The organism is Nocardia terrae, from assembly GCF_009760405.1.
Taxonomy (GTDB): Bacteria; Actinomycetota; Actinomycetes; order Mycobacteriales; family Mycobacteriaceae; genus Nocardia; species Nocardia terrae.
In genome coordinates this window covers 767,922-794,519 of sequence record NZ_WRPP01000002.1, presented here as the reverse complement: position 1 = coordinate 794,519, position 26,598 = coordinate 767,922, and the positions used below count along the sequence as shown (strand labels likewise).

25 protein-coding genes are annotated in these 26,598 nt (G+C 67.1%); 6 read left to right on the top strand and 19 right to left on the bottom strand.

What is annotated here, in order from left to right:
* Positions 1-14 precede the first annotated feature (14 nt).
* The 16 genes from GPX89_RS13585 to hypF all read right to left on the bottom strand — a co-directional run bounded on the left by GPX89_RS13585 (position 15) and on the right by hypF (position 18,900).
* Complete coding sequence (locus tag GPX89_RS13585) at positions 15-5,639, bottom strand: putative T7SS-secreted protein (RefSeq protein ID WP_157387799.1); 5,625 nt, start codon at positions 5,637-5,639, stop codon at positions 15-17.
* A complete protein-coding gene (locus GPX89_RS13580) occupies positions 5,640-6,302 on the bottom strand; it encodes a hypothetical protein (protein WP_157387798.1) in 663 nt (220 codons plus the stop codon). It abuts the gene before it with no gap.
* On the bottom strand, positions 6,299-6,673 hold the full coding sequence (locus tag GPX89_RS13575; protein ID WP_157387797.1) for a hypothetical protein: 375 nt from the start codon (positions 6,671-6,673) through the stop codon (positions 6,299-6,301). The genes GPX89_RS13580 and GPX89_RS13575 overlap by 4 nt, the downstream gene beginning before the upstream one ends.
* 271 nt (positions 6,674-6,944) lie before the next feature.
* Positions 6,945-7,259 (bottom strand): hypothetical protein, encoded by a 315-nt coding sequence (locus GPX89_RS13570; RefSeq protein WP_157387796.1) that lies wholly within the window; start codon positions 7,257-7,259, stop codon positions 6,945-6,947.
* A 28-nt stretch (positions 7,260-7,287) separates the two neighbouring features.
* Positions 7,288-7,932: an Rpn family recombination-promoting nuclease/putative transposase gene (locus tag GPX89_RS13565; protein ID WP_157387795.1), complete on the bottom strand. Its 645-nt coding sequence runs from the start codon at positions 7,930-7,932 to the stop codon at positions 7,288-7,290.
* A gap of 79 nt (positions 7,933-8,011) precedes the next feature.
* Positions 8,012-8,935, bottom strand: a complete 924-nt coding sequence (locus GPX89_RS13560) for a universal stress protein (protein ID WP_157387794.1) — start codon at positions 8,933-8,935, stop codon at positions 8,012-8,014.
* Between the two features lie 94 nt (positions 8,936-9,029).
* A complete protein-coding gene (locus GPX89_RS13555) occupies positions 9,030-9,533 on the bottom strand; it encodes a hydrogenase maturation protease (RefSeq protein WP_157387793.1) in 504 nt (167 codons plus the stop codon).
* Positions 9,530-10,822 carry a Ni/Fe hydrogenase subunit alpha gene (locus tag GPX89_RS13550; protein WP_157387792.1) on the bottom strand — a complete coding sequence of 431 codons (1,293 nt, stop codon included), beginning with the start codon at positions 10,820-10,822 and terminating at the stop codon, positions 9,530-9,532. Before GPX89_RS13550 ends, GPX89_RS13555 begins: the two co-directional genes overlap by 4 nt.
* Positions 10,806-11,579 carry an NADH-quinone oxidoreductase subunit B family protein gene (locus GPX89_RS13545; protein WP_157387791.1) on the bottom strand — a complete coding sequence of 258 codons (774 nt, stop codon included), beginning with the start codon at positions 11,577-11,579 and terminating at the stop codon, positions 10,806-10,808. The genes GPX89_RS13550 and GPX89_RS13545 overlap by 17 nt, the downstream gene beginning before the upstream one ends.
* Positions 11,579-12,433 carry an FAD/NAD(P)-binding protein gene (locus GPX89_RS13540; protein WP_157387790.1) on the bottom strand — a complete coding sequence of 285 codons (855 nt, stop codon included), beginning with the start codon at positions 12,431-12,433 and terminating at the stop codon, positions 11,579-11,581. Before GPX89_RS13540 ends, GPX89_RS13545 begins: the two co-directional genes overlap by 1 nt.
* Positions 12,430-12,939, bottom strand: a complete 510-nt coding sequence (locus GPX89_RS13535) for a cyclic nucleotide-binding domain-containing protein (RefSeq protein WP_198347408.1) — start codon at positions 12,937-12,939, stop codon at positions 12,430-12,432. Before GPX89_RS13535 ends, GPX89_RS13540 begins: the two co-directional genes overlap by 4 nt.
* The gene (locus tag GPX89_RS13530) at positions 12,926-14,056 is read right to left on the bottom strand and encodes a 4Fe-4S dicluster domain-containing protein (RefSeq protein ID WP_157387789.1); all 1,131 of its coding nucleotides are present in this window, start codon (positions 14,054-14,056) and stop codon (positions 12,926-12,928) included. The genes GPX89_RS13535 and GPX89_RS13530 overlap by 14 nt, the downstream gene beginning before the upstream one ends.
* Before the next feature lie 112 nt (positions 14,057-14,168).
* The gene (hypE, locus tag GPX89_RS13525; protein ID WP_157387788.1) at positions 14,169-15,221 is read right to left on the bottom strand and encodes a hydrogenase expression/formation protein HypE; all 1,053 of its coding nucleotides are present in this window, start codon (positions 15,219-15,221) and stop codon (positions 14,169-14,171) included.
* On the bottom strand, positions 15,218-16,330 hold the full coding sequence (gene hypD, locus GPX89_RS13520) for a hydrogenase formation protein HypD (RefSeq protein WP_157387787.1): 1,113 nt from the start codon (positions 16,328-16,330) through the stop codon (positions 15,218-15,220). Before hypD ends, hypE begins: the two co-directional genes overlap by 4 nt.
* Positions 16,327-16,590, bottom strand: coding sequence for a HypC/HybG/HupF family hydrogenase formation chaperone (locus GPX89_RS13515; RefSeq protein ID WP_157387786.1), 264 nt, complete (start codon positions 16,588-16,590; stop codon positions 16,327-16,329). Before GPX89_RS13515 ends, hypD begins: the two co-directional genes overlap by 4 nt.
* 3 nt (positions 16,591-16,593) lie before the next feature.
* Entirely contained in the window at positions 16,594-18,900 is a 2,307-nt protein-coding gene (gene hypF / locus GPX89_RS13510; RefSeq protein WP_198347407.1) for a carbamoyltransferase HypF, read from the bottom strand.
* Between the two features lie 236 nt (positions 18,901-19,136).
* Here hypF and GPX89_RS13505 point away from each other — a divergent pair, with 236 nt between their 5' ends.
* The 5 genes from GPX89_RS13505 (at position 19,137) to GPX89_RS13485 (ending at position 24,379) form a co-directional block, all read left to right on the top strand.
* Entirely contained in the window at positions 19,137-19,910 is a 774-nt protein-coding gene (locus tag GPX89_RS13505) for a FadR/GntR family transcriptional regulator (RefSeq protein WP_157387785.1), read from the top strand.
* Positions 19,907-21,052 (top strand): galactonate dehydratase, encoded by a 1,146-nt coding sequence (gene dgoD / locus GPX89_RS13500; RefSeq protein ID WP_157387784.1) that lies wholly within the window; start codon positions 19,907-19,909, stop codon positions 21,050-21,052. Before GPX89_RS13505 ends, dgoD begins: the two co-directional genes overlap by 4 nt.
* A gap of 28 nt (positions 21,053-21,080) precedes the next feature.
* Positions 21,081-21,698: a bifunctional 4-hydroxy-2-oxoglutarate aldolase/2-dehydro-3-deoxy-phosphogluconate aldolase gene (locus GPX89_RS13495; RefSeq protein WP_157387783.1), complete on the top strand. Its 618-nt coding sequence runs from the start codon at positions 21,081-21,083 to the stop codon at positions 21,696-21,698.
* Positions 21,695-22,648: a sugar kinase gene (locus GPX89_RS13490; protein ID WP_328601793.1), complete on the top strand. Its 954-nt coding sequence runs from the start codon at positions 21,695-21,697 to the stop codon at positions 22,646-22,648. The genes GPX89_RS13495 and GPX89_RS13490 overlap by 4 nt, the downstream gene beginning before the upstream one ends.
* Before the next feature lie 288 nt (positions 22,649-22,936).
* Entirely contained in the window at positions 22,937-24,379 is a 1,443-nt protein-coding gene (locus GPX89_RS13485; protein WP_157387782.1) for a S1 family peptidase, read from the top strand.
* Positions 24,380-24,433: 54 nt separating this feature from the next.
* Here GPX89_RS13485 and GPX89_RS13480 read toward each other — a convergent pair whose 3' ends face one another.
* The 3 genes from GPX89_RS13480 to GPX89_RS13470 are packed head-to-tail and all read right to left on the bottom strand — an operon-like array spanning position 24,434 to position 25,986.
* Complete coding sequence (locus GPX89_RS13480; protein WP_198347405.1) at positions 24,434-25,288, bottom strand: helix-turn-helix domain-containing protein; 855 nt, start codon at positions 25,286-25,288, stop codon at positions 24,434-24,436.
* Positions 25,269-25,787 (bottom strand): DUF6879 family protein, encoded by a 519-nt coding sequence (locus tag GPX89_RS45875; RefSeq protein ID WP_198347404.1) that lies wholly within the window; start codon positions 25,785-25,787, stop codon positions 25,269-25,271. Before GPX89_RS45875 ends, GPX89_RS13480 begins: the two co-directional genes overlap by 20 nt.
* Positions 25,768-25,986, bottom strand: a complete 219-nt coding sequence (locus GPX89_RS13470) for a hypothetical protein (protein ID WP_157387780.1) — start codon at positions 25,984-25,986, stop codon at positions 25,768-25,770. The genes GPX89_RS45875 and GPX89_RS13470 overlap by 20 nt, the downstream gene beginning before the upstream one ends.
* A gap of 135 nt (positions 25,987-26,121) precedes the next feature.
* Between GPX89_RS13470 and GPX89_RS13465 the strand changes: the two genes are divergently transcribed.
* The gene (locus tag GPX89_RS13465) at positions 26,122-26,481 is read left to right on the top strand and encodes a hypothetical protein (RefSeq protein ID WP_157387779.1); all 360 of its coding nucleotides are present in this window, start codon (positions 26,122-26,124) and stop codon (positions 26,479-26,481) included.
* Positions 26,482-26,598 lie beyond the last annotated feature (117 nt).

Sequence of the window (26,598 nt, the reverse complement as noted above, 5' to 3'; positions counted from 1 at the left end):
TGCACACCGAGTTGTCATTTGTTTCTCCGTTTCTGAAATTCGGAAAGCATGCGTTGACCAAAATCTTCCGCAGACGCTTCGGAGCCGCCCCACGTATTTCCGGAGTTCAGCGTCAACTTGAAGTGTTTGTGGTGGTATATTTCATGGAAGATAGTGGCAACCGCTTCATCCATATTTCGCAATCCAATATCCGAAATTTCGATCTTAGGAAGCCCGCGTGGGCCCAAATCCGGGATACCGGCGATGTGTGGACTGTTTCCGTAGGCTATCCCGTCTGGGGTTCGAATTGTTGGAACGTGAACGATGTCGTATTGGTTGACGGGCATGCCTGCCCGACCCAGTTCCATCTTCACCTGGTCGATGCTCACACTGGGACCATGGCGGCCGCCGGGGCTGTTCTGAGAATCGCCGCGGTAGGTGTCGCGTACCTCGCCGGGGCACAGGCCAAGCGGGTCGACCCACGCTGTGGGGTTGTGCGGATAGGTGTTGGGGTTGGGTGCCGGCGTCAGTCCAAGTGGGTCCTGTGTGAGGTAGCGACCGGTAGCAGGGTCGTAGTAGCGATTCAGGTTGTAGTGGAGCCCGCTCTCGGGGTCGTGGATCTGTCCGGGGAAGCGCAGCGCTGTAGCGGCTTCGCCCTGCCAGGTGGTTTCGCCCCACAGGTCCGAGGTAGCTTCACCGACGATCTGTGTGGTGTCAGGGTTTACGAGTTCGACCGGAGTTCCGACGAGATCGGTGATGATCGCGTAGAACTCGGAGTCGACGGATTCGCCAGCTGTGGTCTGAGCGATGGGGTTGTCGGTGCCCGGTCGGTACTGCCAGCGTGTCGACGAGCCCGATGTTGTCTGTTCGATGACATGAGTGCCGTCCCAGAGGTAGTCCACGCGCTCATGAACGGTGCCGTCGCTGTCGACATGCTGTTTGGAGATCCGACGGCCGAGGGCATCGTAGGTGTAGTGCCAATGCTGACCGTCGGGCGTCGTGAGATCCGTGAGTTGATCGAAGCTATTGTAGCTGTAGTGCCAGACTTCCGGCTTGCGTGAGAGTCGGGCTCGACTCCTGCGGATCAGCCGTCCGGCCTTGTCGTAGCGGTACCTGGTGCGCCCGTCCTGAATTAGCAGGTTGTTGCGGTACTTGCGATGGCCATCGCCCCGCACCGCTTCCTGGTGTCCGCGGTCGTCTACGGCGACAGCCGTTGGTGTTGTGTGGTTGTCGGTCGGCGCGGACGATTCAGCGATGGTGGTTGAACTGGTGATATTGCTGAGTGCGTCGTAGGTGTACGACTCGACCAGAGTGGTGTTCGCGATGATGGCGGTGACCCGGCCAGCCGGGTCCAGGGTGTAATCGTGTTGAGCGGTAGGTTGATTCGGACGGATAAGGCTGTGGCTGCGGAGGTAACCGTCGGGGCGATACTCGTAGTTGTCGCGCCGGATAGGGTGTGGGACCGGACGAATCTCAGATTGTGAGTCGAGATTCAGTGAGGAGCTCGGGAACCCGGTCACGGTCTGGGTGACAGTGCGTCCGATAGCGGACAGGGTGTGATGGACCGCGACTTCGCCAATCCGCCAACCGATCATCTGGCTGGCCGGATCGTAGTCGAAGGCAATGTGATGGCCGTCGCTGGAGAGTTCACGGACGCGACCGGCGAAATCCCACTGCCAGGTTGTCACCCCACCAGTTGGTGTCGTGCGACGGGTTCGGTGACCGAGGGCATCGTGTTCGAATCGCATCGCGGGCTGGTCGTCCAATTGTTGGGCGACCAGTTGTCCTGTTGGGCTGTAGGCGAATTCGAGGGAGTGGATCTTCTCGGTACCGAGACCGGAGGTCGCGGTGAGTACCCGCCCGGCGGCGTCGTGGCGGTAGCGCAGCCATTCGCCGCTGTCGGCGGAGATCTCGGTGACGCGCCCGAGGACGTCGTAGGCCCGATGGCGTGTCGTTCCGCCCGATGGCGTGATAGTCGTGACGCGACCGGCACGATCGTGGGTGTACCTGGTGGTCGTACCGTTGTAGTCAGTCTCGGCGACCAGCCGTCCCGCGATGTCGTATTCGTAGCTCCAGATTTGTCCCAGCGAATTTGTGACGCTGGTGAGTCGACGCTCGGTGTCCCAGGTGTAGCGGGTCACTGATCCATCGGGGTCAGTGCGGGATTCGAGCAAATCGAATGCACTGTAGGTGAGCCGGGTAACCGCTCCGGCGCGATCCGTGTGCCCTAGAAGGTTACCTTCGCCGTCCCAGAGCCAAGACTCGGCGTTGCCGTCGGGGTCAGTGCGGCGCAACAGTTTTCCGTCTGCAGCCCATTCGAATCGGGTTACCGACCCTAATGGATCAGCAACTTCGACAGGACGACCTGAGCCATCCCGGACGATACGGGTTACGGCGCCGGAAGGGTCGGTCATCGCCACCGGCAGACCGGCACCGTTGACCTCGATAACGGTTCGCGCCCCAGTAGGTCCGAGAACGGAAGCAATCGCACCGTTGGGGTGGTGGTTGAACTCTGTTCGCGTGCCGGCAGCGTCGATGGCGGCACGCAGGTTTCCAGATTCGTCCCATTCCTGACGGTGCACACTTCCGTCGGGCTCGGCGACAGCAGTCGGCCGATTGCGGGACTCGTAATCGATGCCGATGGTCGCACCGTCGGGTCTCGTGACCCCAGCCACCTCTCCGTCATCGGTATAGGCATAGGTGGTGGTGGCACCGTCGGGGGCAACAACTTTCAGCGGATTTCGCGCTGTGTTGTAGTCGATATGAGTATGCCCGCCGACGGGGTCTACCACATCACGGAGTCTCAGGTCACGGTCGAAGCCGCGTGTCGTCACGGCACCCACGGAGCTAGTGATCGTGGTCAAACTACCTGTGCCATCGGGAAAGTCCGCATACTGAAGATCGCAGCTCAACACTCCACCGGTACCCCGTTGGCGCACAACGCGTCCGGCCTCGTCGTATGTGTTGGTCATGCTGTTGTCGTTGGAGTCGGTCCACGACAACATGCGATTCTGGGTGTCGTAGGTGTATCGCGTGGTCGCACCGGTCGCATTGGTCACCGCGACCAGATTCCCGCTGCTATAGGCGAATTCCCGCACCCGCGTGCGTATCTCGGATCCGATGCCGTCCGAGTCGACGACGGTCAAACCGGTGATTCGACCTGCGGCGCTCTCGATGGCGACTCGGTAACCGCCGGAGTGCGAAACCGCGACAGGAACGCCTTCATGGTCATAATGGAATCGGACGCGGTTGTGGTGACGGTCGGTGATTGCGGACACTGCAAGATTGCCCAACCGGGCATCCAAACCTGAGAGGCCAGATTCTGGCGCGAAGTGCCACACCAGTTCTCGTTGCAGATCGCGCACCTGGTAGCTACCAGCCTCGGTACGGGTCAGGGTCCAGCCAAGATCTCCTGCCATCGGTTGCACCGGTATCCCGATGTCGGCGTGCGGAAACGCGAGCAGGACGCCGTCTTCGCTGATGAAGGTGATGCCTTCCTTGTCGACGATGACACGCGTATCGAGCGTCGCCGACCAGGAAGGGCCGAACCAGCGGCCGAATCCGTAGCTGGAGCGGTGGGTGCGCCGCAGTACCAGCCCAAGAACGCCAGCCAAGTCGACGTCGGTTTCCGGGAGCAGGAAAGCGCCGGTGGCGATGTCGACCGGATCCTCGGTGCAGGTTTTGTCCTTCAGCCCGCTGGTGTCCTCGGGATGAACACTGCGAGCGTGGTCCGGGGCCTGTCGGTCAGCACCGGCGTGATCTTCCAATCCGGGATGCTGCCCGTGAGGCGCCGGTTCGGGCTGGTGTTCGTTTGATGGCGTTTCGTGTTGCGGCTGGGGGTCGTGCCCGCCGGAATGCGTCCCGTCGGGATCTCCACGATGAGACGGATCGTGCTCAGCCGGGGGCTGCTGATCATCAACGGCGGGAGAATGTCCTTTGTCGGGCACCTCGCTATGCGGTGCTGGAGAATTCGGTTCGGTGTGTGGTGCCGAGGGGGATTCTTCGTTGGCCGCACGGTCGGTCGCGAGGCCAGGCTGCCCTGGCTGGTCGGTCGCTAGTCCCGGTTGTCCGGGGCGGTCGGCGTGCGGACCGGCTGAGGACGGATCGTGGTTCGCTTCGACTGGTTTGGGCTCTGCGGATGGGTTGGGTTGCGTGGTAGCGCCATCGGGGTGTGTCGGCGTATCGGGGTGGCTCGGAGGGGTTGCCGGTTCCGTGGCGCCGGGGTGATCATCTGACGGATGTGGTTGCGGCGCAGTCCCGTCCGGATGCGGAGCGGCCACCGGCCCACTTTCTGGTGCCGCGGCTGGCGCGGGACCGGTTGTGTCCGGCTTTGGTACGCCCGCACCTGGCGACTGCGGCGCGGAAGCGCCCGGCTGAGCTCCATTCGGCTTGGTCGCCGCTGGATTTCCCGATCCGGCAGAGGGTTCGACGGGCCGCTCGACCGCTGGGGCCGCCCGACCGGGCACCGCGGGAGTCTCGACATGCGGCAACCCCTTGGGTACCCCGGCGGGAGCGTCCTTGAGGACGTTAGTGGTGACTTCGGTGAGGCGGACGGCGTTGGTGGCCTCTTCCACTGTCTCTGCGGCGACCTTGGGTGCGGTGCCCGCGCCGCCGGTCATGACGGTGAGGATGATGTTGCCGGTGATCGCGCCGCCGGTTTCGAATGGGTTCTTCCGCGCGTCAGAGAGCACGGAATCGACCACCGCGCCCGGATCCGCGGCCGCGGTCACCAGCCCGGTGCCCAGATCGGCCATGCTCGAGAAGTATTCGGCCGGATGCGAGATGTTGTACGGGTCGGTGATGTTCGTCGAGCGCGCGAACTGAACGATCGAGGAGAACGAGGTCAGCAATCCGCTGCCGAAGCTGAGCTTGCCGTAGTCGTAGACGTCCTTCAGATCGCTGAGATCCGCGCTCAGCCGCTGCGACAACGGCGGCTCGTTCGGGGCCTCTTGGGTTTCGGTCTGCAGTCCACTCACGACCTGAGAGGCGATGCTGTCGCGCTGCGAACGGGCATTCTTCAGAATCGCACGTGCCTCCTCACGCATCGAGGTCCACGTATCAACCAGAGGAGTGGCCTTCTTCTCCTTGTCCGACAAGCCATTCCACGCCGACTTCTTCGACTTCTCTTCCTTCTCAGCGGCCTCCCACTTATCGATCGCCTCTTGGGCTTTCGCTTGCGCAGTCATCACCGCCCAATACCAGCTGTCCAGGTGCGCAGCCGCTTTGACGAACGCATCCCCGGCGGTCCACCACATCTTGGGCTGCTTGTCGAACTCGGTGTGAAACGCGGTGGCGGCCTTTCCCGTCCAATCCGCGACATCGATCGTGCGCAATGCGTCGCCGGTCGACTCGATCGAGGTCGACATCGACTTCAGCTTGCCCGAGACATCGTGAATGGCAGACGGCTCACCATGGATCAGCTCGGTCTTGTCCTTGGTCTGGCCGAGTTCCTTCTCGACGATCTCCCCGCCCAACGCGTTGGAGATCTGATCACCGATCTCATCGATCGCATCGGCGACCCCGCCCGCGCCGTGGTCACGAGCGAAGTCCGCGACCGTGTGCGCGCCGCGGTCGATGACCGAGCCGGCTTTGGTCTCCACCTCGTCGACGGCGTTCTCGACCGCGTCCCCAACGTTGTTGAGCCAGTCCCCTATTCCCACCTACTGGCCCACCTTGCCGCCGCTCGCCCCACCGGTTTCGGGAGTCAAGATCTGCGCCGCCTGCTGCAGTGCACCCGTGTTCCAGCCTGGTGCGGTCGTACCGGGCGTCGTGGTCACGATGGTGGTGGGATTGCCCAGCGTAGCGACATTGGCCATGGCCTGCGGCCCGACCGTCTGGATTACCTGGGCGTCGAGCTGCATCTTGGCGGACATGCCTTGAAACGACTTGGCGCTGTAGTCCGGATGTGCGAGCGCGTTGAACGGGTTGTCGGACAACGTCTCCGACAACGACCGCTTGTCGATCTGGTCCTTCGTCAGGTGCGGATTGGAGAACAGCTGGGAATACACCTCTTTGATCGTGTTCTTGGCCTGCTCATCCATCATCTGATAGCGACCCGCCGCCAACCCGACCGACTGCGCCATGCTGTTGGCCGACTGCACCAGCGAGCGCACACCCCACGACCACCGATTGCAGAAGGTCTCGAACGTCGACTGCACCGACGCCTTCCCCGCCTGCAACGGCGACAACGCCAGCAGAGCGAACCCCCGCCCCGACGCGCCGGTCTCCTTGATCCCCAGATCCGACAGACTCCCGATGATCGAGTTGATCCCGTTCGCGGCCTGCGTGAGCACCGCCGGCTCGACCTTCAACTCCTCGGTCATACCTTCGCCCCCTCTTCAGCTTCGTCCGCCAGCTCAGGTGGGAACGCCACCGGCTGCGTCCCCACACAGTCAACCGATACCCCCGTTGGTTCGGGTCGTGCTGCCGCCCATGCCGTCAACCTCGCTCCGAGCAAACGCTGGTAGCGGTATTCCTGATCTTCCAGCACTCCACGAGCAACCATGTAGCGCGCGTACTCCTCGATGCTGGTGAAGGCGCAGATCCAATCGATTCCAAGGACTCGCGAGGTGTAGACGTCGTCGCCCTCGGCCAAAGGAATCACCAATACAGCATCGTCGTAGGCGCGGCGCAGCAAATCGGGCTGGCCGAATCCGGCATAGAACGCAGCAATCTCCGACCGCAAAACCGCCACGCCATCCCCAACCTCAGTCAAAGCAACCCCCTGAACAGGAAACTTCCCGCTAACAGCAGTGCGTCGAACATTACCTGACTGCTACGACTTGTTCGACCGACCAGATCCGCACAGCGGATCGGCAGAGTGGAGGTCTCGCAGTGGCTGATTCGGTCAGTGCCATCACGCAGCATGGCCCGCACGAGGGCTATCCGGCGTCTTACGAGTGCAACCACTGCCTGTTTGTTGCGCAGTCCACTCGACGTACTGGTGCGACTTCAGGGTATAGCGATCAAACTGACACGCCCACACGGTGAGCAAACTCCCTCAGTGTGCTTCGCCTGTCATGTTGGAGAAGCACGCTGACCACTGTCCGGAGCAGGGTCTGGTAGCGGACCCATTCCTTCCCGACAATGCGCTCCGCGGTCAGCAACATATCGAGGGCAAGTTGGTATTGGCCCAGTTGGACTGCGGCGGCGGCCTTGTCGACCAGATGCCGACCCTGCGCGACGGGTGCCAGGCCGATTCCGCGGTTGGGCATGGTTTTCGCGACCTTCAACGCCTCAGCGAATCGTTCGTTTGAGATGTTGATGTCTACGGTCTGCATGACGTGCTGACTGGGGCCAAAATCCGACTCATACCAACAAACGCAATTCACCCTCGAGCGGCAACAGATCATGTCCCAACCGGGCATTGCCGGGACCGATCTTCAACGAGATGAACAGTACTTTCGCTATTACGCTCAGCTTCCGCGCCCGCAGGGCCGCCACATCGACCGCGCCCAGATCGTCCAGCAGGAACCGCAGCCGCGGCAGACACTCACCCAGCGCCGACCGTACGCCCGGGTCGACATCGAGCAGGTCGGACAACTCGGTCGGCGCGGTCCAGCGATGCCCGCGTGGATCGCAGTGCACAACCACTGGAATCACCACCGGCAGCCGCCGCGCATGCGGGTGGCGCCGCAGGTAGCGGTTCCAGATCGCCACTGTGTACTCGAGCATCCGGAACGCCATCAACTCATCAGTGCTGCTCTGATGCTCGATCAGCATGAACACGAAGGCGTCTCGACCATCCCAACGGGTCCGATACAGCACGTCGGTGTAGCGCGACCGCAGCTCCTTCGGCACGAAACTGCACGATTGCATTTCCATGCCGTCCCAATCCACGTGTGCGGCAGCGGTTTCCGGTAGGACAGTTCGCAACTCGCCCGCCGCAGCCGTTGCCTCCGACATGACATGCCGAAAGTAAGCATCGTGTGGATTCTTCGGCTGCTCAGCCATATTCGAGCAATCTACCGCTCAGCCCAGCACCGAGCGCGCGTTTCAGCGATCGGCTGTCTATGCCGGCACCTCTGCCACCTCACGAAGTGGGGGCCGGGTGGACGATCATGATGGGGCACTGGGCGTTCTGGACCAGGGAGTGTGCGGTGGAGCCGAGGAGCATGCCGAGGAAGCCGCCGCGGCCGCGGTTGCCGACCACGATCAGTTGGGCCATCTTCGACCATTCCCAGAGTTCGTCGGCGGGGTTGGACATGTAGATGCGGTGGGACACCGGGACGTCGGGGTACTTTTCCCGGTATCCGGCCAGGCGTTCGGCGAGGATGGCCTCCTCGACGGTTTCCACTCCGGGTTGTTGCACCGGTGAAGGTTCGCCGAGGAATTCGCCGAAGTCCCAGTCGCTCCAGATGTGGACGGCGACCAGTTCGGCTCGGCGTTCGGAGGCTTCGGCGAAGGCCGCGGCGATCGCGGCCTCGCTGACGGGGCTGCCGTCGACGCCGACGACCACGGGGCCGACCTCGGGAATGGTGCCGTCGGGGTCGGGGCGGACCACGATCACCGGGGATTGTGCGTGCGCGGTCACCGCGAACAAGGTGGATCCCGCGTGCCGTAGTGCCCCGGCGTGCCGGTTGACGCCGAGCACGACCGCGAACGCCGCGGCGCTCAGTTCCACCAGCAGGTTGCTGCCCTTCTCCATGGACAGGCGGGTCGCGATGCGCAGTCCGGGTTCGAGTGATCGCGCGGTCTGCTGCGCGTCGGCGAGCAGCTTGCGCCCGCGTTTCCGCATGGCTTCCCGCACCGCGGGCGATCCCGACTCGTAGGGTCCGAGCACACCGGTGACGCCGAGCAGGTCGATTCCGAGCACGATCGACAGTGCCCGTCGATGCCGGGCCGCGTAGTGCGCCGCCCAGCGCAGCGCCGTGTCCGCCCCGGGCGTTCCGTCGACGCCGACCACCACGGTGGCCGAGGCGAGCAGATGCGGATCACTGCCGGTTTGGTTTGCCATGGCGATCTCCATTCCGGTCCAACGTTTTTCGGTGCCCGGCATGGCACCGACTCCACGGTACGGCGAGGGGACGGTCCGCGGCTGCGGGCGATCGTCACCGGTCCCCGGGCCCCGGGAGCCCGTCCGGGGAAGGGCTTTGGTCCCGGACGCGATCCAGTTCGGCGCGGATGGCGGCCACGATGTCGGGAACAGCGGCGGCGACCGGGTCGGATAAACCCACCCCGAGGTCCAGGCACTGGGCTTCGACGGCGATCACGACCAGTTCGGCGGGCAGCCGCCCGAGCACCCTGCCCAGCGGCAGCGCGTCCGGGATGCCGAGCGCGTGGGAGCTCGCGGCGTGGGTGACGCCGCGCAGCGCGTCGATGGTGGTGCGCCAGATGCGTCCGGGGGTCGACGGTTCACACAGGACGGCGTCCACGACGATCGCCAGGTCCGTGTCCGCCCAGATATCGAGCAGACCCGTGGGTTCGCCGTCGCACAACGCCACGGACACCCCGGGCAGGGACAGCTTGTCGAACTGCGCCGCGATGAGCGGCCCGATGCCGTCGTCGTGGCGGTATTCGTTGCCGACGCCGATCACGACGGCACGCCCGCTCATCGCCGCACCAGGTCGAGTTCGAGGAAATGAGCCGAGCAGGAGATGCACGGGTCGTAATTGCGGATGGTGCGCTCGCACAGCGTGGTCAGCGCCGCATCGTCGAGTTCGAGATTCTCCGACACCACGCGGCGCAGATCGTCCTCGATGGCGGCCTGGTTCTGCGAGGTCGGCGGGATGATGGTGGCCGCGCGAACGGTGCCGGTGTCGTCCACCTCGTAGCGGTGATAGAGCAGTCCGCGCGGCGCCTCGCTGACGCCGTGCCCGACGCCGGCGCGCGGCGTGCAGGGCACCGCCGGACGCGGCGGAGGCTCGTACTCGGCGATGATCCGCAAGGCCTCGTCGATGGCGTACACCGCCTCGACCGAGCGAACCAGGATGCTGCGGAACGGATTCCGGCATTCCGCGCCGAGCCCGATATCGGCGGCGACCGCGCGGGCCAGCGGCGAGAGCGACCCCGAATTCAAGCTGTATCGCGCCAGCGGCCCGGTCAGGTAGCGCTTGCCGTCGAGCCGCGCGTGCAGGGCGGTCGAGTGCGGCACCTGTTCCTCGACGACGTGGGCACTGAATTCCGCGGCGGGAAAGTTCATGCCGGTGCTGGTGTGCACAGTGCCCTGTTCGATGGCGTACCGGCCGGGCGTGGTGGCGGCCAGCAGATCATGGTCGAGTTCCAGCTCCGGAAATTCGAATTCGGCCGCCCAGTGCGCGGTGTCGACCGCGTATTCCAAGGCGGCGCGCAGTTGTTCGGCGACCGGTGCGAGGGCGGCGCGGCTCGGTGTCGAGTAGAAGCCGCCGACGCGCACGTTGATCGGGTGGATCGCGCGCCCGCCGATGAGTTCGAGCAGGGTGTTGCCCGCCTTCTTCATGGCCAGCCCCTGCTCGACGAGTTCGCGGTGATCACGCGCCAGGCTGATGGCGTCCGAGTAGCCGAGGAAGTCCGGAATGTGCAGCAGATGAATGTGCAAGGCGTGACTCGAGATCCATTCGCCGCAGTACAGCAGCCGCCGCAGCGCCGCCAGCTCCGGATCCAGTTCGACCTCGCACAGCTGCTCGAGCGCGTTGCACGCGCTGGTCTGGTACGCCACCGGGCAGATGCCGCAGATGCGGGCGGTGATGTCGGGCGGTTCGGTGTAGGCCCGCCCGCGCAGGAACGCTTCGAAGAAGCGCGGCGGCTCGTAGATGTTCAGTTCGGCGCGTTCGACCCGGCCGTCGGTCACCAGGACCCGCAGCGCCCCTTCGCCTTCCACCCTGGCCAGTGAACTGACGCGCAGCTGCCTACTGCGATGGCTCATCCCGGTTCCTCTCGGCGAAGGCGGGCGCGCCCACCGCGAAGGTGGCGAATACCCGGTCGATATCGGTGGTCGACATGCCGTTCACGCTGAGAATCGGCAGCAGCGCACCGATATTGGGCTTGGTCATGGGTCCGAAGCACCCGAAGCAGCCCCGGTGATAGGCCGGGCACAGCGCCCCGCATCCGGCGTGGGTGACGGGTCCGAGGCACGGTATGCCGTCGGCGACGGTGACGCAGGTGGTGCCGCGCCGCTTGCATTCGGTGCACACGCTGGTGTCCGGCAGGTCCGGTGCGCGCCCCGACAGCAGGGCGCACAGAGTGTCGAGCAGCTGGCGGCGGTCGATCGGGCAGCCGCGCAGCTCGTAATCGACCGTGACGTGCGCCGCGATCGGGGTGGCGGTGTCCAGTGTCGAAATGTATTGCGGGCTGGCGTAAACCACTGCCGCGAACTCGCTGACGTCGGCGAAATTCCGCAGGGCCTGGATGCCGCCGTGGCAGGCGCAGGCGCCGATGGTGACGAGAATCCGTGACTGTTCGCGGATCTCGGTGATCCGGCGCAGTTCCTCGGGCGTGGTGATCGACCCCTCGACCAGGGAGATGTCGTAGGGTCCGGGTTCGACCGCGCTGCTCGCCTCGGTGAAGTGGGCGATGCGGACCCGCCCGGCGAGGGTGAGCAGCTCGTCCTCGCAGTCGAGCAGGGTGAGCTGGCAGCCGTCGCAGGAGGTGAATTTCCAGACCGCGAGTGTCGGAGTGGCCATCACAGCTCCCGGATCGACAGCAGTGGTTCCGCGACGCCGTAATCCACCACGGGTCCGTCGCGGCAGACCAGCAGCGGTCCGAGCTGGCAGTGCCCGCACCGGGCGACGCCGCATTGCATATTGCGCTCCAGCGAGACCCGGATGTCGGTGGCCGGTATGCCTTTGCGCAGCAGGGTGTTCGCGCAGAACCGCATCATCGGCTCGGGACCGCACAGGAAGGCGGTCGTGTTCTGCGGGTCGACGACCAGTTTGGCCAGCGGTTCGGTGACGAAGCCGATGGCGCCGGTCCAGCCGGGCGCGGGATGGTCGACGGTCTGGTGCACTTCGAGCAGGCCGCCACGCCGCCACGTCCGCTGGTCGGAGCGGAACAGGATGTCCTCGGGTGTGCGGGCGCCGGTGATGAGCACGATCTTGCGGTATTCGGTGCGCCGCGCGAGAGCCTCGAGCACGACCGGCCGCAGCGGAGCGAACCCGACTCCCCCGCCGACGATCACCAGATCGCGACCGGTGGCGGAATCGAGATCCCAGCCGGTTCCGAACGGCCCGCGCACCCCGATCGCCGCGCCGACCGGTGCGTCGTGCAGGGCCGCGCTGACCGCGCCCACCGATCGGATGGTGTGCTCGAGGACCTCGCCGGTCGCGCATGGACTGCCGCTGATGGAGATGGCGACCTCGCCGACCCCGAAGCGGTACAGCATCATGAACTGCCCGGCCCGAAAGCGTTGCGCGGCAGCGTCGACGGGGGTGAGCAGCAGTGTCACGGTGTCGCGGGTCTGGGTGATGCGCTCGCTCACCCGGTACGGAAGCATGGTGTCCGGGTCCGTCGCGGCGCGCAGGCCGGCTCCGCTGGTCATCGCCCGGCTCCGGGCTCGCCGAGGCGGATCGGTGCGGCGGTGCAGGTTTCGCCCGGATTGCGATACAGATCGAGCAGCCGCGCCCGCGTCGCCTGCAGGCGTTCCAGCAGCGCCTCGAACAGCAGCAGGGTCAGGGCGTGGCCGAAAGCCGGGTCGGCGGTGGCGAATTCGGTCAGCCGGGCCGAGTCGAATTCGATGGCCCGCACCGGTCCGGCGGTGACCGCGCCGAAATGCCAGCGGTAGGGCGGAACCAGCCACGACCAGCCGAGCAGATCCCCGGGCCCGAGGGATTGCACCACGACGTCGTCGCGGCCGGGCACGTGGGCATCGAGCAGCACCCGTCCCGACCGGATGAGCCAGCACCGGTCGGCCCGTTGGCCTTCCACGATCAGCCGCCGCCCGGCCGGATACTCGACGTCACGCCCCGCCGCGGCGAGGGTGGTCAGTTTCGCGCGGTCGAGGGAGGCCAGCGGGGCGAAGGCGGCCAGTTCGTCAGGGCTGATCACGGTCGGCTCCTTCGAGCAGGTCGGCGAGCCGGGTCACCTCGGCCGTCAGGTCGATGCCAGCGGGGCACCAGGCGATGCAGCGTCCGCAGCCCACGCAGCCGGAGCTGCCGAACTGGTCGTGCCAGGTGCCGAGTTTGTGGCTGAGCCACTGGCGGTATCGGCTCTCGCCCGATTGGCGCACGCTGCCGCCGTGCAGGTAGGAGAAGTCCAGTTCGAAGCAGGAGGCCCAGTGTTCCCAGCGTTCGGCGTGGTCGCCGGTGAGGTCGGTGACGTCCTCGGTGGTGGTGCAGAAGCAGGTGGGGCACACCATGGTGCAGTTGGCGCAGGTCAGGCAGCGGCTGGCGACATCGGCCCAGTGCGGGGATTCCCGGGAGTCGCGAATCACCTCGCGCACATCGACATTCGGCATGGCACGGCCCATTCGCCCCGCGGCCGCGGCCACTTCGGCTCGTGCCGTGGCGATATCGCTCTCGGCCGCCGGTTCGGCGATCAGCGAGGACAGGATCTGGTCCCCCGCCTCGCTGCCCACATCGACCAGAAATCGGTGACCGAGGTCGTCGATGCGTTCGGTGAGCGCGAGATCGTATCCGGCCGAGACTCCCGGCCCGGTGCCCATCGACGCGCAGAAGCACACGCCCCCGGGTTCGGTGCAGTTCACCGCGATCAGGAACAGCCCGGCGCGCCGGGCGGCGAACCCCGGATCGGGATGCGCGCCGCCGCCGAGCACCCGGCCGAGGGTGGCGATGGCGGCCATATCGCAGCCGCGCACGCCCAGGAAGGCGGTGCGGGCCGGAATCTCCTCGGCCGGTTCCAGATTCAGGTTCGCGTCGATCGCCGCGATCTTGCGGTGCGGCGGGTGCAGGAACTGTTTCCAGGAGCCGGGCCCGGCCGAATGCGCGAAGACCGCCTCGTCCTCGCGGCGGTGCAGCCGGTAGCGGCCCGGTTCGGTGTGCACACCCCAGCCGGCGGGCAGCCGGACGCGGTCGTCGAGTTCGTCCAGCACGATGGCGTTGTCCCGCATTTGCGGGCCGATGACCCGATAGCCCTGTGCCCGCAGTACGCGCACGAGCCGGTCCAGACCGGCGCGGTCGATCACCGCGGCGTCGCCGATCGTCATGCCGAACCTCCGTTTCTCACACGGTCGTCCGTTTCGAGTCTGGTCCGGCCCGTGGACCGCGGGCAGCATCGAAGGTCCCCGGTTCCGGGCCGATGGGCCCGAACCCGCCCGGTCAGCAGATGCGCGGAAGCTGTTCTCCGATCAGCATGTCCACGATCCGGCCCGCCCCCATCAGGGTGCGTGCGGTGACCCGCCCGGCGGGGCCGTCGGTCACCCGGCCGATCACCGTCGCGCCCGCGCCACCGGGCGCCGAGCGCATGGCGGCCAGCGCGCGCTCGGCCGCCTCCGGCGCGACGAACGCGACCAGGCAGCCCTCATTGGCCACGTGCAATGGATCCAGGCCCAGCAGTTCGCAGGTGGCGGCGACCGCCGTCGGCACCGGCACCGCCGCCTCCTCGATCTCCACGCCGACCCCCGAGGCCGCCGCGAGTTCGTTGAGGGCGCTGGCCAATCCGCCGCGGGTGGGGTCGCGCAGCGCGTGCACATCCGGACCGCAGGCGGCGATCATCGCGGCCACCAGCTCGTGCAGGGGCGCGGTGTCGGAACGGATCTCGCCCTCCAGCCCGAGCCCGCCGCGGGCGCACAGGATCGCCATCCCGTGCGCGCCGATCGGCCCGGATACCAGGATCACGTCCCCGGGCCGCCCGCGGGTGGCGTCGGGGTCGGCGCCGGGCAGGCGCGCGCCGATGCCGGTGGTCGTGATGTAGATGCCGTCGGCGGCGCCGCGCCCGACCACCTTCGTGTCGCCGGTGACGATCCGGATTCCGCAGGCGGCGGCCGATTTCGCGACCGAGGCGGTGATGGCCCGCAGTTCCTCGACGGGCAGCCCCTCCTCCAGGACGTAGGCCAGCGCCAGCGCCACCGGGCGGGCGCCGCGCATGGCGAGGTCGTTGACGGTGCCGTGCACCGCGAGCGCGCCGATATCGCCGCCGGGGAAGAAGCGTGGCGTGACCACGAAGCTGTCAGTGCTGAACACCACCCCGGTGCCCGCGATATCGACCACAGCCGCGTCCTGCAGTGGCGCGGTCTCGCCGAGTTCGGCGACGATCACCTCGTCGATGAGCTCGGCCATCAGCTGGCCGCCGGAGCCGTGGCCGAGCAGGACGCGGTCGGATTCCCGGTGCGGCACTGCGCAATCGGCGCGGAGCGGATCAATGGTGGTCATCGCAGCACCTCCAGCGCGATCGGCATGCGGCCCGCGGTGTAGAAGGCGGCGCAGGTGCCCTCCGAGGACACCATGGGAGCGCCCAGCGGATGCCGGGGCGTGCAGCGGGTCGCGTAGGCGGGGCAGGCGGTGGGCAACGCGGTGCCGCGCAGGATGTCCCCGGCGATGCAGTCGGCGTTCTCCGTCGACGCCGCGGCGGCACCGAGTCCGAAGCGCTGTTGGGCGTCGTGCCAGGCGAATTCGGGGGTGAGCACGAGTCCGCTGTCGGGAATCGGGCCGATGCCGCGCCAATTGCGTTCGGTGACCCGGAATACGCGCCGGATGGCGTCCTGAGCCTCGGTATTGCCCGAGCGCCGGACCGCGCGCACGTACTGGTTCTCCAGTTCGGCTCGCCCGCTTTCGAGTTGGCGCACCGTCATGAGGATGCCTTCGAGCAGGTCGAGGGGTTCGAAGCCGGTGACCACGATGGGCACCCGGTATTTCTCGACGATCGGCTCGTATTCGGTCCAGCCCATCACCGCGCACACGTGCCCGGCGGCCAGGAAGCCCTGCACCTGGTTGTCCGGGGCGTCGAGGATCGCGCCGATGGCCGGGGGCACCAGTACATGGCTGACCAGCACGCTGAAATTCGTGACCCCGGTGGTGGCGGCGTGCAGCACCGCCATGGCGTTGGCGGGTGCGGTGGTCTCGAAGCCGACGGCGAAGAAGACGACCTCGCGGTCCGGGTTCTCGCGGGCGATGGTGACCGCGTCCAGCGGCGAGTACACCACGCGCACATCGCCGCCGCGCGCCTTCACGCCCAGCAGATCGCCGGTGCTGCCCGGAACCCGCAGCATGTCACCGTAACTGGTGAAGATCACCTCCGGCCGGGCGGCCAGCGTCACCGCCTGGTCGATCATCTCCAGCGGTGTGACGCACACCGGGCAGCCGGGTCCGTGGATCATCCGGATGCCGGCGGGCAGCACGTCGTCGATCCCCTGCCGCACCAGGGTGTGGGTCTGCCCGCCGCAGACCTCCATGATCGCCCAGGGCCGGGTGGCGACGGCCCGCAGTTCGCCGAGCAGCCGGCGCGCCAGGATCGGATCCCGGTATTCGTCGAGGTACTTCATCGGGTCTGAACCTCCGGTCCGAGTTCGGTGGCCAGTGCGTCGGGGATCGCCCGCAGCACCGCGAGGGTCTTGGCGGCCTCGATCTCGTCGACCCGGCTGATGGCGAAGCCGACGTGCACGATGACGTAGTCACCGGGGTCGGCGTCGGGAACATAGGCCAGGCAGACGGTTCGGCGGACGCCGTCGAAATCGATGGTGGCCATGCGCAGCGGACCGTCGTCGGTGACGGTCACGATGCGGCCGGGAACTCCGAGGCACATCGGTCAACTCCTGTTCGTGCGGGCGGCGGCGATCACGGCCTGGCCGTAGCTGATTCCGCCGTCGTTCATCGGAATCCGCTCTCCGGCGAAAGCGTTGAGGTCCGCTGCGGCGAGGCCGTCGAGGACGAGCGTGGTCAGCAGGGCGTTCTGGAAGACGCCGCCGCCCAGGCAGACGGTGTCGGTGCCGCTGTCGGCGGCGGCTTCGGCGGCCAGCGCGACCACCACCTCGGCGATGGTGCGGTGGAAGCGGGCCGCGAGCGCGCCGACGGCGTGGTCGCCCGTCGACTCCAGGAGGTGGCGCAGGGTCGGGACCGGGTCGTAGACCAGCAGTCCGGCGCGGCGATGCAGTGCCCAGCGCAGCGGTTCGCGCGCCGGATGCCCGGTCGCGGCGGCCTCGAGCCGGGCGGCGGCCTCACCCTCGTAACCGTTGTCGTCGCACAGGCCGAGCAGGGACGCGACGGCGTCGAACAGCCGTCCGGCGCTCGAGGCGCGCGGGCAGTTCACCCGCCGCGCGATCATGGCGCGGAGGACCGCGACCTCCCGCTCGCCCATCCGGTGCAGCAACTCCGGCTCGGGCGGCTCGGGTTCGACCCCGAATCGCTCTGCGCCGAACAGGTATCCGAGCGCCATGCGCGCCGGGCGGCGGATCGCGGCCTCGCCGCCCGGCATCGGGGCGGTGGCGAAGCGGCCGAACCGGCGGTAGCCGGTGTAGTCCGCCAGCAGCACCTCACCACCCCAGAAGGTGCCGTCATCACCGAATCCCAGTCCGTCCAAGGCGATTCCGATGAACGGCCCGGTGATCCCGTGCTCGGCGGCGGTCGCGGCGACGTGGGCGTGATGATGCTGGACGGCGATGCGGCGATGCGCGGGCCACCGCTGGGCGTACCGGGTGGACAGATAGGCGGGATGACGGTCGTGTGCGACGAATTCCGGCTGTACCGCCAGCAATCGGCACAGGTCGGCCGCGGAAGCCTCGAACGCCGTGAGCGTTTCGGCGTCGGCGAGATCGCCGATATGGGGTCCGAGGGTCGCCGAATCCGAATCCGCGACGGCCAGCGTGTGTTTCAACTGCGCGCCGACCGCGAGCACGGGCGCGGCGGCGGATACCGGCAGCGGTAGGGCCGCGGGCGCGTAGCCGCGGGCGCGGCGCACGGACAGCGTCCGTCCGGCCATGACGCGCACCACCGAATCGTCATAGCGCGCCCGGATCGGCCGATCATGGGCGAGGACGCCGTCCACGATGGGACGCAACGGAGTTGGATCGTCGATGACGGTCGGCGCACCGCTGCGATTGCCGCTGGTGACCACCAGCGGCCGCCGCAGTTCGGCGAGCAGCAGATGATGCAGCGGGCTGTAGGGCAGGAACACGCCGATCGATCCGACCCCGGGTGCGACGTCGTCGGCGATCGGGGCGTCCACGCGGCGAGGTATCAGCACGATCGGCGCGGCAGCCGACCCGAGCAGCGTCGCGGTCGCTTCGTCGATCGTGCCGAGCGCACGGGCGGCCTCGAGGTCGGGCGCCATGACCGCCAGCGGTTTCGTCGGCCGCGGTTTGGTTTTCCGCAGCCGGGCCACCGTCTCCCCCGCCGCGGCGTCGCAGATCAGCTGATAGCCGCCGATGCCCTTCACGGCGACGATGCCACCGGACACCACGGTCGCGCAGGCCGCCAGGAGCGCGGCATCACCGGTAACGCCGGAGTTCTCCGGCTCGGCCGACCAGGCCAGCCGCGGCCCGCATGCGGGACAGGTGGTCGGCTCTGCGTGGAACCGCCGATCCGCCGGATCCCGATACTCCCTTCGACAATCCGGGCACATCGGGAAGATCCGCATTGTGGTGCGTTCCCGGTCGTAGGGCAGCGCGTCGATGACCGTCGCCCGCGGTCCGCAGTCGGTGCAGTTGAGAAAGGGATACCGGTAGCGCCGATCGCCCGGATCGAACAGCTCGCGAAGGCACGCCGCACACGTCGCCAGATCGGTTGGCACCCGCGGTGTTCCCCGATCCTCTGCGGTGCTGGCCACCACCGTGAACCCCGGGTCCAGGGCGATCCGCGAGTCCAGCGGCACAACCTCCACCTGCTCCACGCGCGCCGCCACCGGCGCCGACTCCCGCAGTCGCGCCACGAATTCGGTGAGTTCCCCAGCGCTGCCCGCGATCCGGATGACGACGCTGCCACCCGCATTGCGCACATCCCCGCTCAGCCCGAGTTCCCGGGCCAGCCGATACACGAAGGGCCGAAAGCCCACACCCTGCACCACACCGCGCACGGTGACCAGCACACGGCGACGAGTCGATCGCTCGATCAGGCGCACCCCTACACCTTCGGCCGCCGCCGCACCCCGCCGTAGGGCCGAAAGTCCCTGCCTCGGCGACCTTGCTCCCGGCACCAGACCGACCGGCCGCGCGGCTACCAGTTCGGCGAGATCGAATAGCTATCCATCAGAGATTAATTCATAAAATACCTGAAAATCCTCTACCATGAACCGTCGCCACCAGGATCGACACCGGCGCACACCCATCCAATACGGGACACCAGCGGAGGCATTCCATGACGAAGCCCAGCTCGGGTACCTCCAGGTTGCTCGGCTCGAGGTATTCCGGACGCGGGACCCATGGCTATGCCGTGGAGTGGTTGGCCACGCGGATCTTCGATGGGACCTTTCCCGAGTCGGAAGCCATCGATTTGCCAGCTGCCACCGCGGAGCTGGACGTGAGTCAGACCGTGGTGCGGGAGGCGCTCAAGGTGCTCACCGCCAAGGGGCTGGTCGCGGCCAAGCAGAAGCGCGGGACCGTGGTCCGGCCGCGCGAGCAGTGGAACCTGCTCGACGCCGATGTGCTGCGCTGGCAGCTCGGAGCGGGCGTGACCGACGGGTTCTACACCGAACTGCGCGCGCTGCGCCGCGCCATCGAACCGGCCAGCGCGGCGCTGGCCGCCGAGCACCGCACCGACGAGGACCTCGCCGCCCTCGACGCCGCCCTCGCGGCGATGACCGCCGCGGGCACCGAGGTGATGCCACTGGTCAAGGCCGACGCGGACTTTCACACCGCGCTGCTCGACGCCTCCCACAACCGGTTCTTCGGCCAGCTGCATCACCTGATCATTCCGGGCCTGATACAGCGCGACATGCATGTCCACTCCGGCGAATTCGACGATTCCGTGCCCCTGCACGCGGCCGTCGCCGAGGCCGTGCGGGCCCGCGATCCCGAGGCCGCGCGGCGGGCCGTGAACTTCCTGCTCGACATGGCGGCGCGCGACGACGCGCTCGCGAATCTGCCCGAGCCCGAACTCTCCCAACAGCTTCGACCCGAGGACCGGCCATGAGAATCACCCGAATCGAAACCTTCCTGGCTCCCCCGCGCTGGATGTTCGTGCGCGTGGAGACCGACGCCGGCATCGTCGGCTGGGGTGAACCGGTCGTCGAGGGCCGCGCCGAACCGGTGCGCGCCGCGGTCGACGTGCTCGCCGAATACCTGCTCGGCACCGATCCGCTGCGCATCGAGGACCACTGGCAGGTCATGACCAAGGGCGGTTTCTATCGGGGCGGTCCGGTGTTGTCGAGTGCGGTCGCCGGGCTCGATCAGGCGCTGTGGGACATCAAGGGCAAGCACCTCGACGTGCCGGTGTACCAGTTGCTCGGCGGTCCGGTGCGCGACCGCGTCCGCGCCTACGCCTGGGTGGGCGGCGATGAGCCCAGCGAGATCCGCGAGGCGCTGACCGCGCAGATCGAGGCCGGTTTCACCGCCGTGAAGATGAACGGCTGCGGCCGGATGTCGCCGGTCGCCACCCGTGCCGAGGTCCGCGATGTGCTGGGCCGCGCGCAGACCGCGCGCGAAACCCTCGGCGACGACCGGGATTTCGGCCTGGACTTCCACGGCCGCGTCTCCCCCGCCAACGCGCGGCGGCTGCTGCCGCTGCTGGCCGAGTACGCCCCGATGTTCGTCGAGGAGCCGGTGCTCTCCGAGCACATGGACGTGATGGGCGATCTGGTCAACGCCTCCAATATCCCGATCGCGCTGGGCGAGCGGCTGTATTCGCGGCGGGAGTTCCTGGCGCCGTTGCAGTCCGGGGTGGCGATCCTGCAGCCCGACATCTCGCATGCGGGCGGCATTTCCGAGCTGCGCCGGATCGCGGCGCTGGCGGAGGTGTACGGCGCGCAGCTCGCGCCGCACTGCCCGCTGGGCCCGGTGGCGTTGGCGTCGAGCCTGCAGGTCGGCTTCACCACACCGAATTTCCTGATCCAGGAGCAGTCCATCGGCATCCACTACAACCAGGGCGCGGAAGTGCTGGACTACGTGGCCGATCCGGAGCCGTTCCGGTTCCAGGAGGGGCACCTGGTACGCACCGACCGGCCGGGTTTGGGTGTGGAGGTGGACGAGACCGCCGTCCGCAAGGCCGACGCCACCGGGCACGCGTGGCGCAATCCGGTGTGGCGTCACACCGACGGCTCGTTCGCCGAATGGTGAGCCGACTATCGAAGAAGGTTGTAGCGCAATGAATTTTCTCGAGGATCTGCGCCGGGAACGCCTGGTCGCCATCATTCGCGGCAAGGACGCCGACGCCTCCCTGCGCACCGTCACCACGCTGGTGGCCGAAGGCGTTCCGCTGGTCGAGGTTTCGCTGACCGGGGTCGGCGCGCTCGAGGTGATCCGCAGGGCCCGTGCCGAACTCGGCCCGGACGCGTGGCTGGGCGCGGGCACCGTGCTCACCGCCGAGGACGCCCGCCGGGCCGTCGAGGCGGGGGCGAACTTCGTGGTGACGCCGGGTCTGGGTGCGGGCGTGGAGGAATCGGTCCGGCTGGGTCTGCCGGTGCTGGGGGGTGCGATCACCCCGACCGAGATCGTGGCCGCGCGGGCGGCCGGGGTCACCGCCGTCAAGCTCTTCCCCGCTTCCATCGGCGGACCCGACTACTTCAAGGCGCTGCGCGGGCCGTTCCCCGAGCTGCCGCTGGTGCCGGTCGGCGGCGTGGACGCCGAGGCGGCCGCGAACTACCTGCGGCTGGGCGCGACCGCGGTCGGGGTGGGATCCCCCATCGTCGGTGATGCCGCCGACGGGGGTGACCTGGGCGAACTGCGCAGGCGCGCGGCCCGGTTCCGGGAGGCGATCGCGTGAACGATGTCCTCACCTTCGGCGAGACCATGATCGCGTTGCGCGGCAGCGGACCGCTCAAACTCGGTGGCAGCCTGGATATCTCGATCGCCGGGGCCGAGAGCAATGTGGCGATCGGCCTGACCCGTCTCGGCCATCCGGTGCGCTGGGCCGGCGCGGTCGGTGACGACGAGGCCGGGCAGCTGGTGTTGCGCACCCTGCGCGCCGAGGGCGTCGACCTCGGCGCCGCCACCGTCGATCCGGGCGCGCCCACCGGGCTGATGCTGTTCGAGCCGCGCCTGCCCGATCTGACCCGCGTGCACTACTACCGCGCCGGCTCGGCGGGGTCGCGGCTGAGCCCCGAGGCGATCGAGCGGGCCTTCGCGGCCGCTTCGCCGCGTCTGCTGCACCTGACCGGCATCACACCCGCGCTCGGTCCCGCGCCCCGCGCCGCGGCGGATCGGGCCCTGCGGCTGGCTCGCGAGGCTGGTGTCCAGGTCTGCCTGGACGTGAATTACCGTTCCCGCCTGTGGGATTCGGCGGTCGCGGGTGAGGTGATGCGGTCGTGGGCTCCGTATGTCGACGTGCTGATCGCCTCCGATGACGAATTGCCGCTGGCGGCACCGGCCTCGGCCGGGTCCGAACTCGCGGATCAGGTCAAGCCCTTGCTGGATCTGGGGATTCGCGAGGTGGTGGTCAAGCTCGGCGCGGGCGGGGCCCGGGTCCACACCGCGACCGGCGAACTGCACCGGCCCGCCCGCACGGTCCGCGTGGTCGACCCGGTCGGGGCCGGTGACGCCTTCGTCGCCGGGTACCTCTCCGCCCTGCTCGACGACGCCGAGCTGCCCGCCCGTCTCGATCGCGCCGTCACGACGGGCGCGTTCGCGGTCGCCTCCCACGGCGATTGGGAGGGCGCGCCGACCCGCGCGGAACTGCCGCTGCTGAGCGCGGAAAGCGGCACCGTCCTGCGTTGAGGCTCCGATATGCCAGCGAGCTCCGGACCGGTCTGCGTCGGTTCGGAGCTCGCTGGGTTGTCGCCCATGGTGATCGCTCAGCATGTTCGCCGCCAGGACCGTACAAGACCGACCCGGGGTGCGGGGCCAGACGTGGCCCAGGACACCCACACTGTCCAGTGGCGGCCCTCGTGAAGGTGTCCTCCGCCGTCGGTTCCGGCCCAGGTAGACCGCTGGTTCGCTGCCGGGAGCGAAAGTCCGGCTGTGGAGGTCCCGGGAAAACCACTGCGGTAGCTGTAAGTTTGCCGGATGCGGCAAAGGATTCGGGCCACTGTTGTTCCGGTGCTCGCGTGCTGTACAGCGATGCTGACCGCCGTCATGCCGGTATCGAGCGCGGTACCCGAGGATTCGGGCGGGGGCGCGGTCGTGACCGATCTGGAGACCGCGGTGCGGCGAGATCTGCACATCGACATGGCGGAGTATCTGAGGCGCGCGGATGTCGCGCAGCAGCTCGCCCAGTTCGAGAAGCTCGCGCGCGCCGCGTATCCGATGGTCTTCGCCGGGGTACGAATGGACGGCGGGCGCGCGCTGGTCTCCCTCACCGACGGCACCGGATTCGACACCGCCGCCAATGCCGCCCGTCAGGCCGGATTCGAGGTCGTGAAGGTCGGAACCAGCGCCGCGGCCCTGCAGCAGCAGCGCGCCGCGGTCCGGCGATGGATCGAGGGGCAGCCGCACGAGTCGGCGAACGCCTTCATCGGGGACGCGGTCGATGTCCGGCGCAACAAGGTGGTGCTCTACACCAGCGGTGGCGCGCAGGTACCGAGCGAGCTGGGGGCGGTCGAACTGATCGCGTCCGACGAACCGCAGACCGGTCCGGGAATGGATCCGGGGGTGCCGATCACGCTCGCCGCGCCCGGCGAAGATTTCAAGGGCGGCCAGGCATACGAGATCTCCTTCGACGCAACCCATTACGGCAAATGCTCACTGGGTTTCAACGCCACCAAGGAAGGCGACAAGGAACACGCGTTCGCCATCTCCGCGGGCCACTGCGACCCCAACAACCTGGTCGATCCGGCGTCGAAAACCACTGAGCCGCACAAGATCTACGACTACGTACCCGGCGAGCTCGGCGACGAACTGGGAGCCTTCTCCGCCTCCGCCTTCGGTCCGCGCGACTACTCGATCCTGCGGATCAACGCCGACCAGGCCGCCCGATTCCACAACAACCTGGTCGTCGGCGGCCCCTCCGACAAGCCCGGCGCCAAACCCTCTCCCGCCCCCGATTCCCCGCCGGGCGGCGGATCGAGCGGCAGCGCCGACCGCGCCTCCACCGGCAGCAGCACCGGCCGCTCAACTTCCAACAGCGCAACCGAACCCATCGCCGCCGCGACCTCCGGCACGATCGCCATCGACGGCACCGCCACCCCTGTAGTCGACATGCCCGCCTGCAAATCCGGCGCCATCACCGGATACACCTGCGGCACAGTCGACATGGTCGGCCAATCCTTCAACGAGGGCGGCCTCCCGAACACCGACCGCAAGGTCAAGGTAGAGGGCTTCTTCACCGTCAAAACCTGCAGCGTCCAGGGCGACAGCGGCGGCTCGGTAATCACCGGCACCAAGGCCCTGGGCCTCCTGAGCGCCGGCACCAGCAAAAACCACCAGTGCACCCCCTCCGACATCCTCACCTCCCAGCCGATCGAAACCGTCCTCTCCGAAAACCCCGGCCTCACCATCCGCACCAACTGATCCCGCCGAGAAACAAGTGGCACCTGGTTGGCGCGAAGTCGGGAGAACGGAAACTCAGGGATCCAACTCGGCCAGCACCTGAATGATGAGAGCACGCGCCTGTTTGCCGTACACGGCAGAGCCTTTCAGCGTTTCGAACATCCGCGCATAGAGGTGACGTTCGGATGGTTGGGTGACTTGGATACTCGCCGTCGGCGTTTCCAGGGCGACCAGGTCGTCATCGAAGATCCAGAAACCTGCCGACGGCACGCCCGGACGCTCGATCATCAGAGGAATGATGCCCAGCGAAACATTGGGCAGGGACATGATTTCGAGGAGTCGGCCCAACTGTCCCGCCTGGACCTCCGCGGTGCCGAACCAGGTACGCAAGGCTTGCTCTTCGAGGACGACGACGAAGCGCTTGCCACCTCGTTGGACGATCCGCTGCCGTTCCATACGGACCGCCACGGCATCCTCGATGTCGTTCGATGTACCGAGGAAGCGAATCCAGAATCCCAACATCGCTGCCGCGTACTCGGCAGTCTGGAATAGTCCGGGAATCACGTTGTGCTCGTATATGCGAAACACACTCGTCTGCTGATAGCGCTGCAACGTGTGAGGACCGAGAACGCGCTTCATCCCGGCACGACTGTCGCGTCGAAACTCGACGTAAGCCGAATCGACGACCCGAAGACTTGCGATCAGGTCCGGAACCTCGGCGTCGGCGGCGCACGCCCGGCACCATATCCGGATGTCGCGCTCGGTCGGCGACTGAATACCATTCTCTATCTTCGACACACGGGTGTAGTGCTGCCCGGTCGCCTGGCCGAGTTGTCGGATCGTCAGATCGGCGGATTTGCGAAGGTCGCGGAGCCGCCCGCCGAGCGCTCGGCGGGCGGCTTGTGCCGCACTAGAAGGGTTCGTAGCCACTGTGCGGTATCGCCAATGGCCACACTGAATCGAATGCTCGACGGCACAAACGGATGTCGTGTGGGTCGGTCGATGTGACTTTCTCTGTTCCCGTGCCGTTACCCGCATAGTGCAGGAAGACCACGAGTTGATCGTCGAACAGGTAGAAATCATTGCCCGGCAGGCAGAGTGACGACACCGAGCGGCGCGGTACCCATCGAATATCCTCGCCGGCCTCGACCATCGGCGAGGCGATGCTGTAGGACCACCGCTGATAGTCGCTCAACGGCTCGGATACGATTCGGGCGCGTCGCACCGAGCGGCCCGCCTCGCGGTGATCGCGCACTACCGAGCACCAGTCCTGCAACCACTCGAGATCGTCGAATTCCCCTGCGGCCCATTGCGCCATGTGAGGGAGTTCGACCGCCGTCCCGTACGCGTCGCGAGTCTCCAAGTGAACCGCCTCGCGTTCGAAGGCGAGCAGTAGCCGCTCGAACTCGTCATCGGTGATCGAAGCCACTGTTTCCCCTGAAGAACGGCACCAGTCTGTCGGGAATCTCGACGCAGGACTCTCCCGCTGGAATGTCCATCTCCGCAAGCACTTCGGGATCGGTGACCGTCCAGCCTTGTACCACCCACGAGTCGCGGTCGGTGCGGTAGAGCGTCGGCGAACCGGTGGGGTTCGAGCCCGGATCTTTGGCGACGAAGCTGATACGCATGATTCCCCCTGCGTTCGAGTTGCTCTGTGTTGCGAGTTTATCGGTGTTGAGCCGAGCCTTTCGCCTCTTCGAGAGGTATCCGCAACATTTCGCAACAAGCTTTGTGCCGGGCTCACCTGCCTCTTAACGTCAGGTATGCGATACAAACCAACGGCTCTCGGATATCTGCGAACCGATGTGTCTGGCATTGGCCAGCTCTGGGACGAGTCGCAAATCCGGAGGCTGGCTGCTCGACTCGGCTACGACTTCGCGGACATGGTCGTCTACGACCCTGTATCGAGACGGCCGCCGCTGGCCCGACTGCGGGCGCAAACTACCCGACTCGATGCCGAAGCCGTCATTGTTCCCAGCCCCGAGCACTTCGAGGGTGGGAAGGTACCTGAGGCACTGATACAGCAAATTGATGTGATCACCGTGCATCCCGAGGAGACATACGCGCGTTGGTATGCGCCACCGCTCCGCGACCTGCCATCCACCGGCGCCGATGGAGCCTGAGCGCCGCGTCTGGCTGTCGCGCCCGAGCAGCTACCGGTCCTGCCCAGCCTCATCTCCAACAGTCACGCGCACCTGCCGGCATACCTGACCGCGGACCGGTAGCCCGCTCGAGCGCAC

Excerpts from the sequence above, each read along its gene's own strand:
- GPX89_RS13485 (WP_157387782.1), top strand. The coding sequence starts at position 22,937 with ATGCGGCAAAGGATTCGGGCCACTGTTGTTCCGGTGCTCGCGTGCTGT.
- GPX89_RS13495 (WP_157387783.1), top strand. The coding sequence starts at position 21,081 with ATGAATTTTCTCGAGGATCTGCGCCGGGAACGCCTGGTCGCCATCATT.
- hypE (WP_157387788.1), bottom strand. The coding sequence starts at position 15,221 with ATGACCACCATTGATCCGCTCCGCGCCGATTGCGCAGTGCCGCACCGG.
- GPX89_RS13545 (WP_157387791.1), bottom strand. The coding sequence starts at position 11,579 with ATGGCCACTCCGACACTCGCGGTCTGGAAATTCACCTCCTGCGACGGC.
- GPX89_RS13565 (WP_157387795.1), bottom strand. The coding sequence starts at position 7,932 with ATGGCTGAGCAGCCGAAGAATCCACACGATGCTTACTTTCGGCATGTC.
- GPX89_RS13515 (WP_157387786.1), bottom strand. The coding sequence starts at position 16,590 with ATGTGCCTCGGAGTTCCCGGCCGCATCGTGACCGTCACCGACGACGGT.
- dgoD (WP_157387784.1), top strand. The coding sequence starts at position 19,907 with ATGAGAATCACCCGAATCGAAACCTTCCTGGCTCCCCCGCGCTGGATG.
- GPX89_RS13530 (WP_157387789.1), bottom strand. The coding sequence starts at position 14,056 with ATGACGATCGGCGACGCCGCGGTGATCGACCGCGCCGGTCTGGACCGG.
- GPX89_RS13540 (WP_157387790.1), bottom strand. The coding sequence starts at position 12,433 with ATGACCAGCGGAGCCGGCCTGCGCGCCGCGACGGACCCGGACACCATG.
- GPX89_RS13505 (WP_157387785.1), top strand. The coding sequence starts at position 19,137 with ATGACGAAGCCCAGCTCGGGTACCTCCAGGTTGCTCGGCTCGAGGTAT.
- GPX89_RS13465 (WP_157387779.1), top strand. The coding sequence starts at position 26,122 with ATGCGATACAAACCAACGGCTCTCGGATATCTGCGAACCGATGTGTCT.
- GPX89_RS13560 (WP_157387794.1), bottom strand. The coding sequence starts at position 8,935 with ATGGCAAACCAAACCGGCAGTGATCCGCATCTGCTCGCCTCGGCCACC.
- GPX89_RS13550 (WP_157387792.1), bottom strand. The coding sequence starts at position 10,822 with ATGAGCCATCGCAGTAGGCAGCTGCGCGTCAGTTCACTGGCCAGGGTG.
- hypD (WP_157387787.1), bottom strand. The coding sequence starts at position 16,330 with ATGAAGTACCTCGACGAATACCGGGATCCGATCCTGGCGCGCCGGCTG.
- GPX89_RS13570 (WP_157387796.1), bottom strand. The coding sequence starts at position 7,259 with ATGCAGACCGTAGACATCAACATCTCAAACGAACGATTCGCTGAGGCG.
- GPX89_RS13470 (WP_157387780.1), bottom strand. The coding sequence starts at position 25,986 with ATGCGTATCAGCTTCGTCGCCAAAGATCCGGGCTCGAACCCCACCGGT.
- GPX89_RS13580 (WP_157387798.1), bottom strand. The coding sequence starts at position 6,302 with ATGACCGAGGAGTTGAAGGTCGAGCCGGCGGTGCTCACGCAGGCCGCG.
- GPX89_RS13555 (WP_157387793.1), bottom strand. The coding sequence starts at position 9,533 with ATGAGCGGGCGTGCCGTCGTGATCGGCGTCGGCAACGAATACCGCCAC.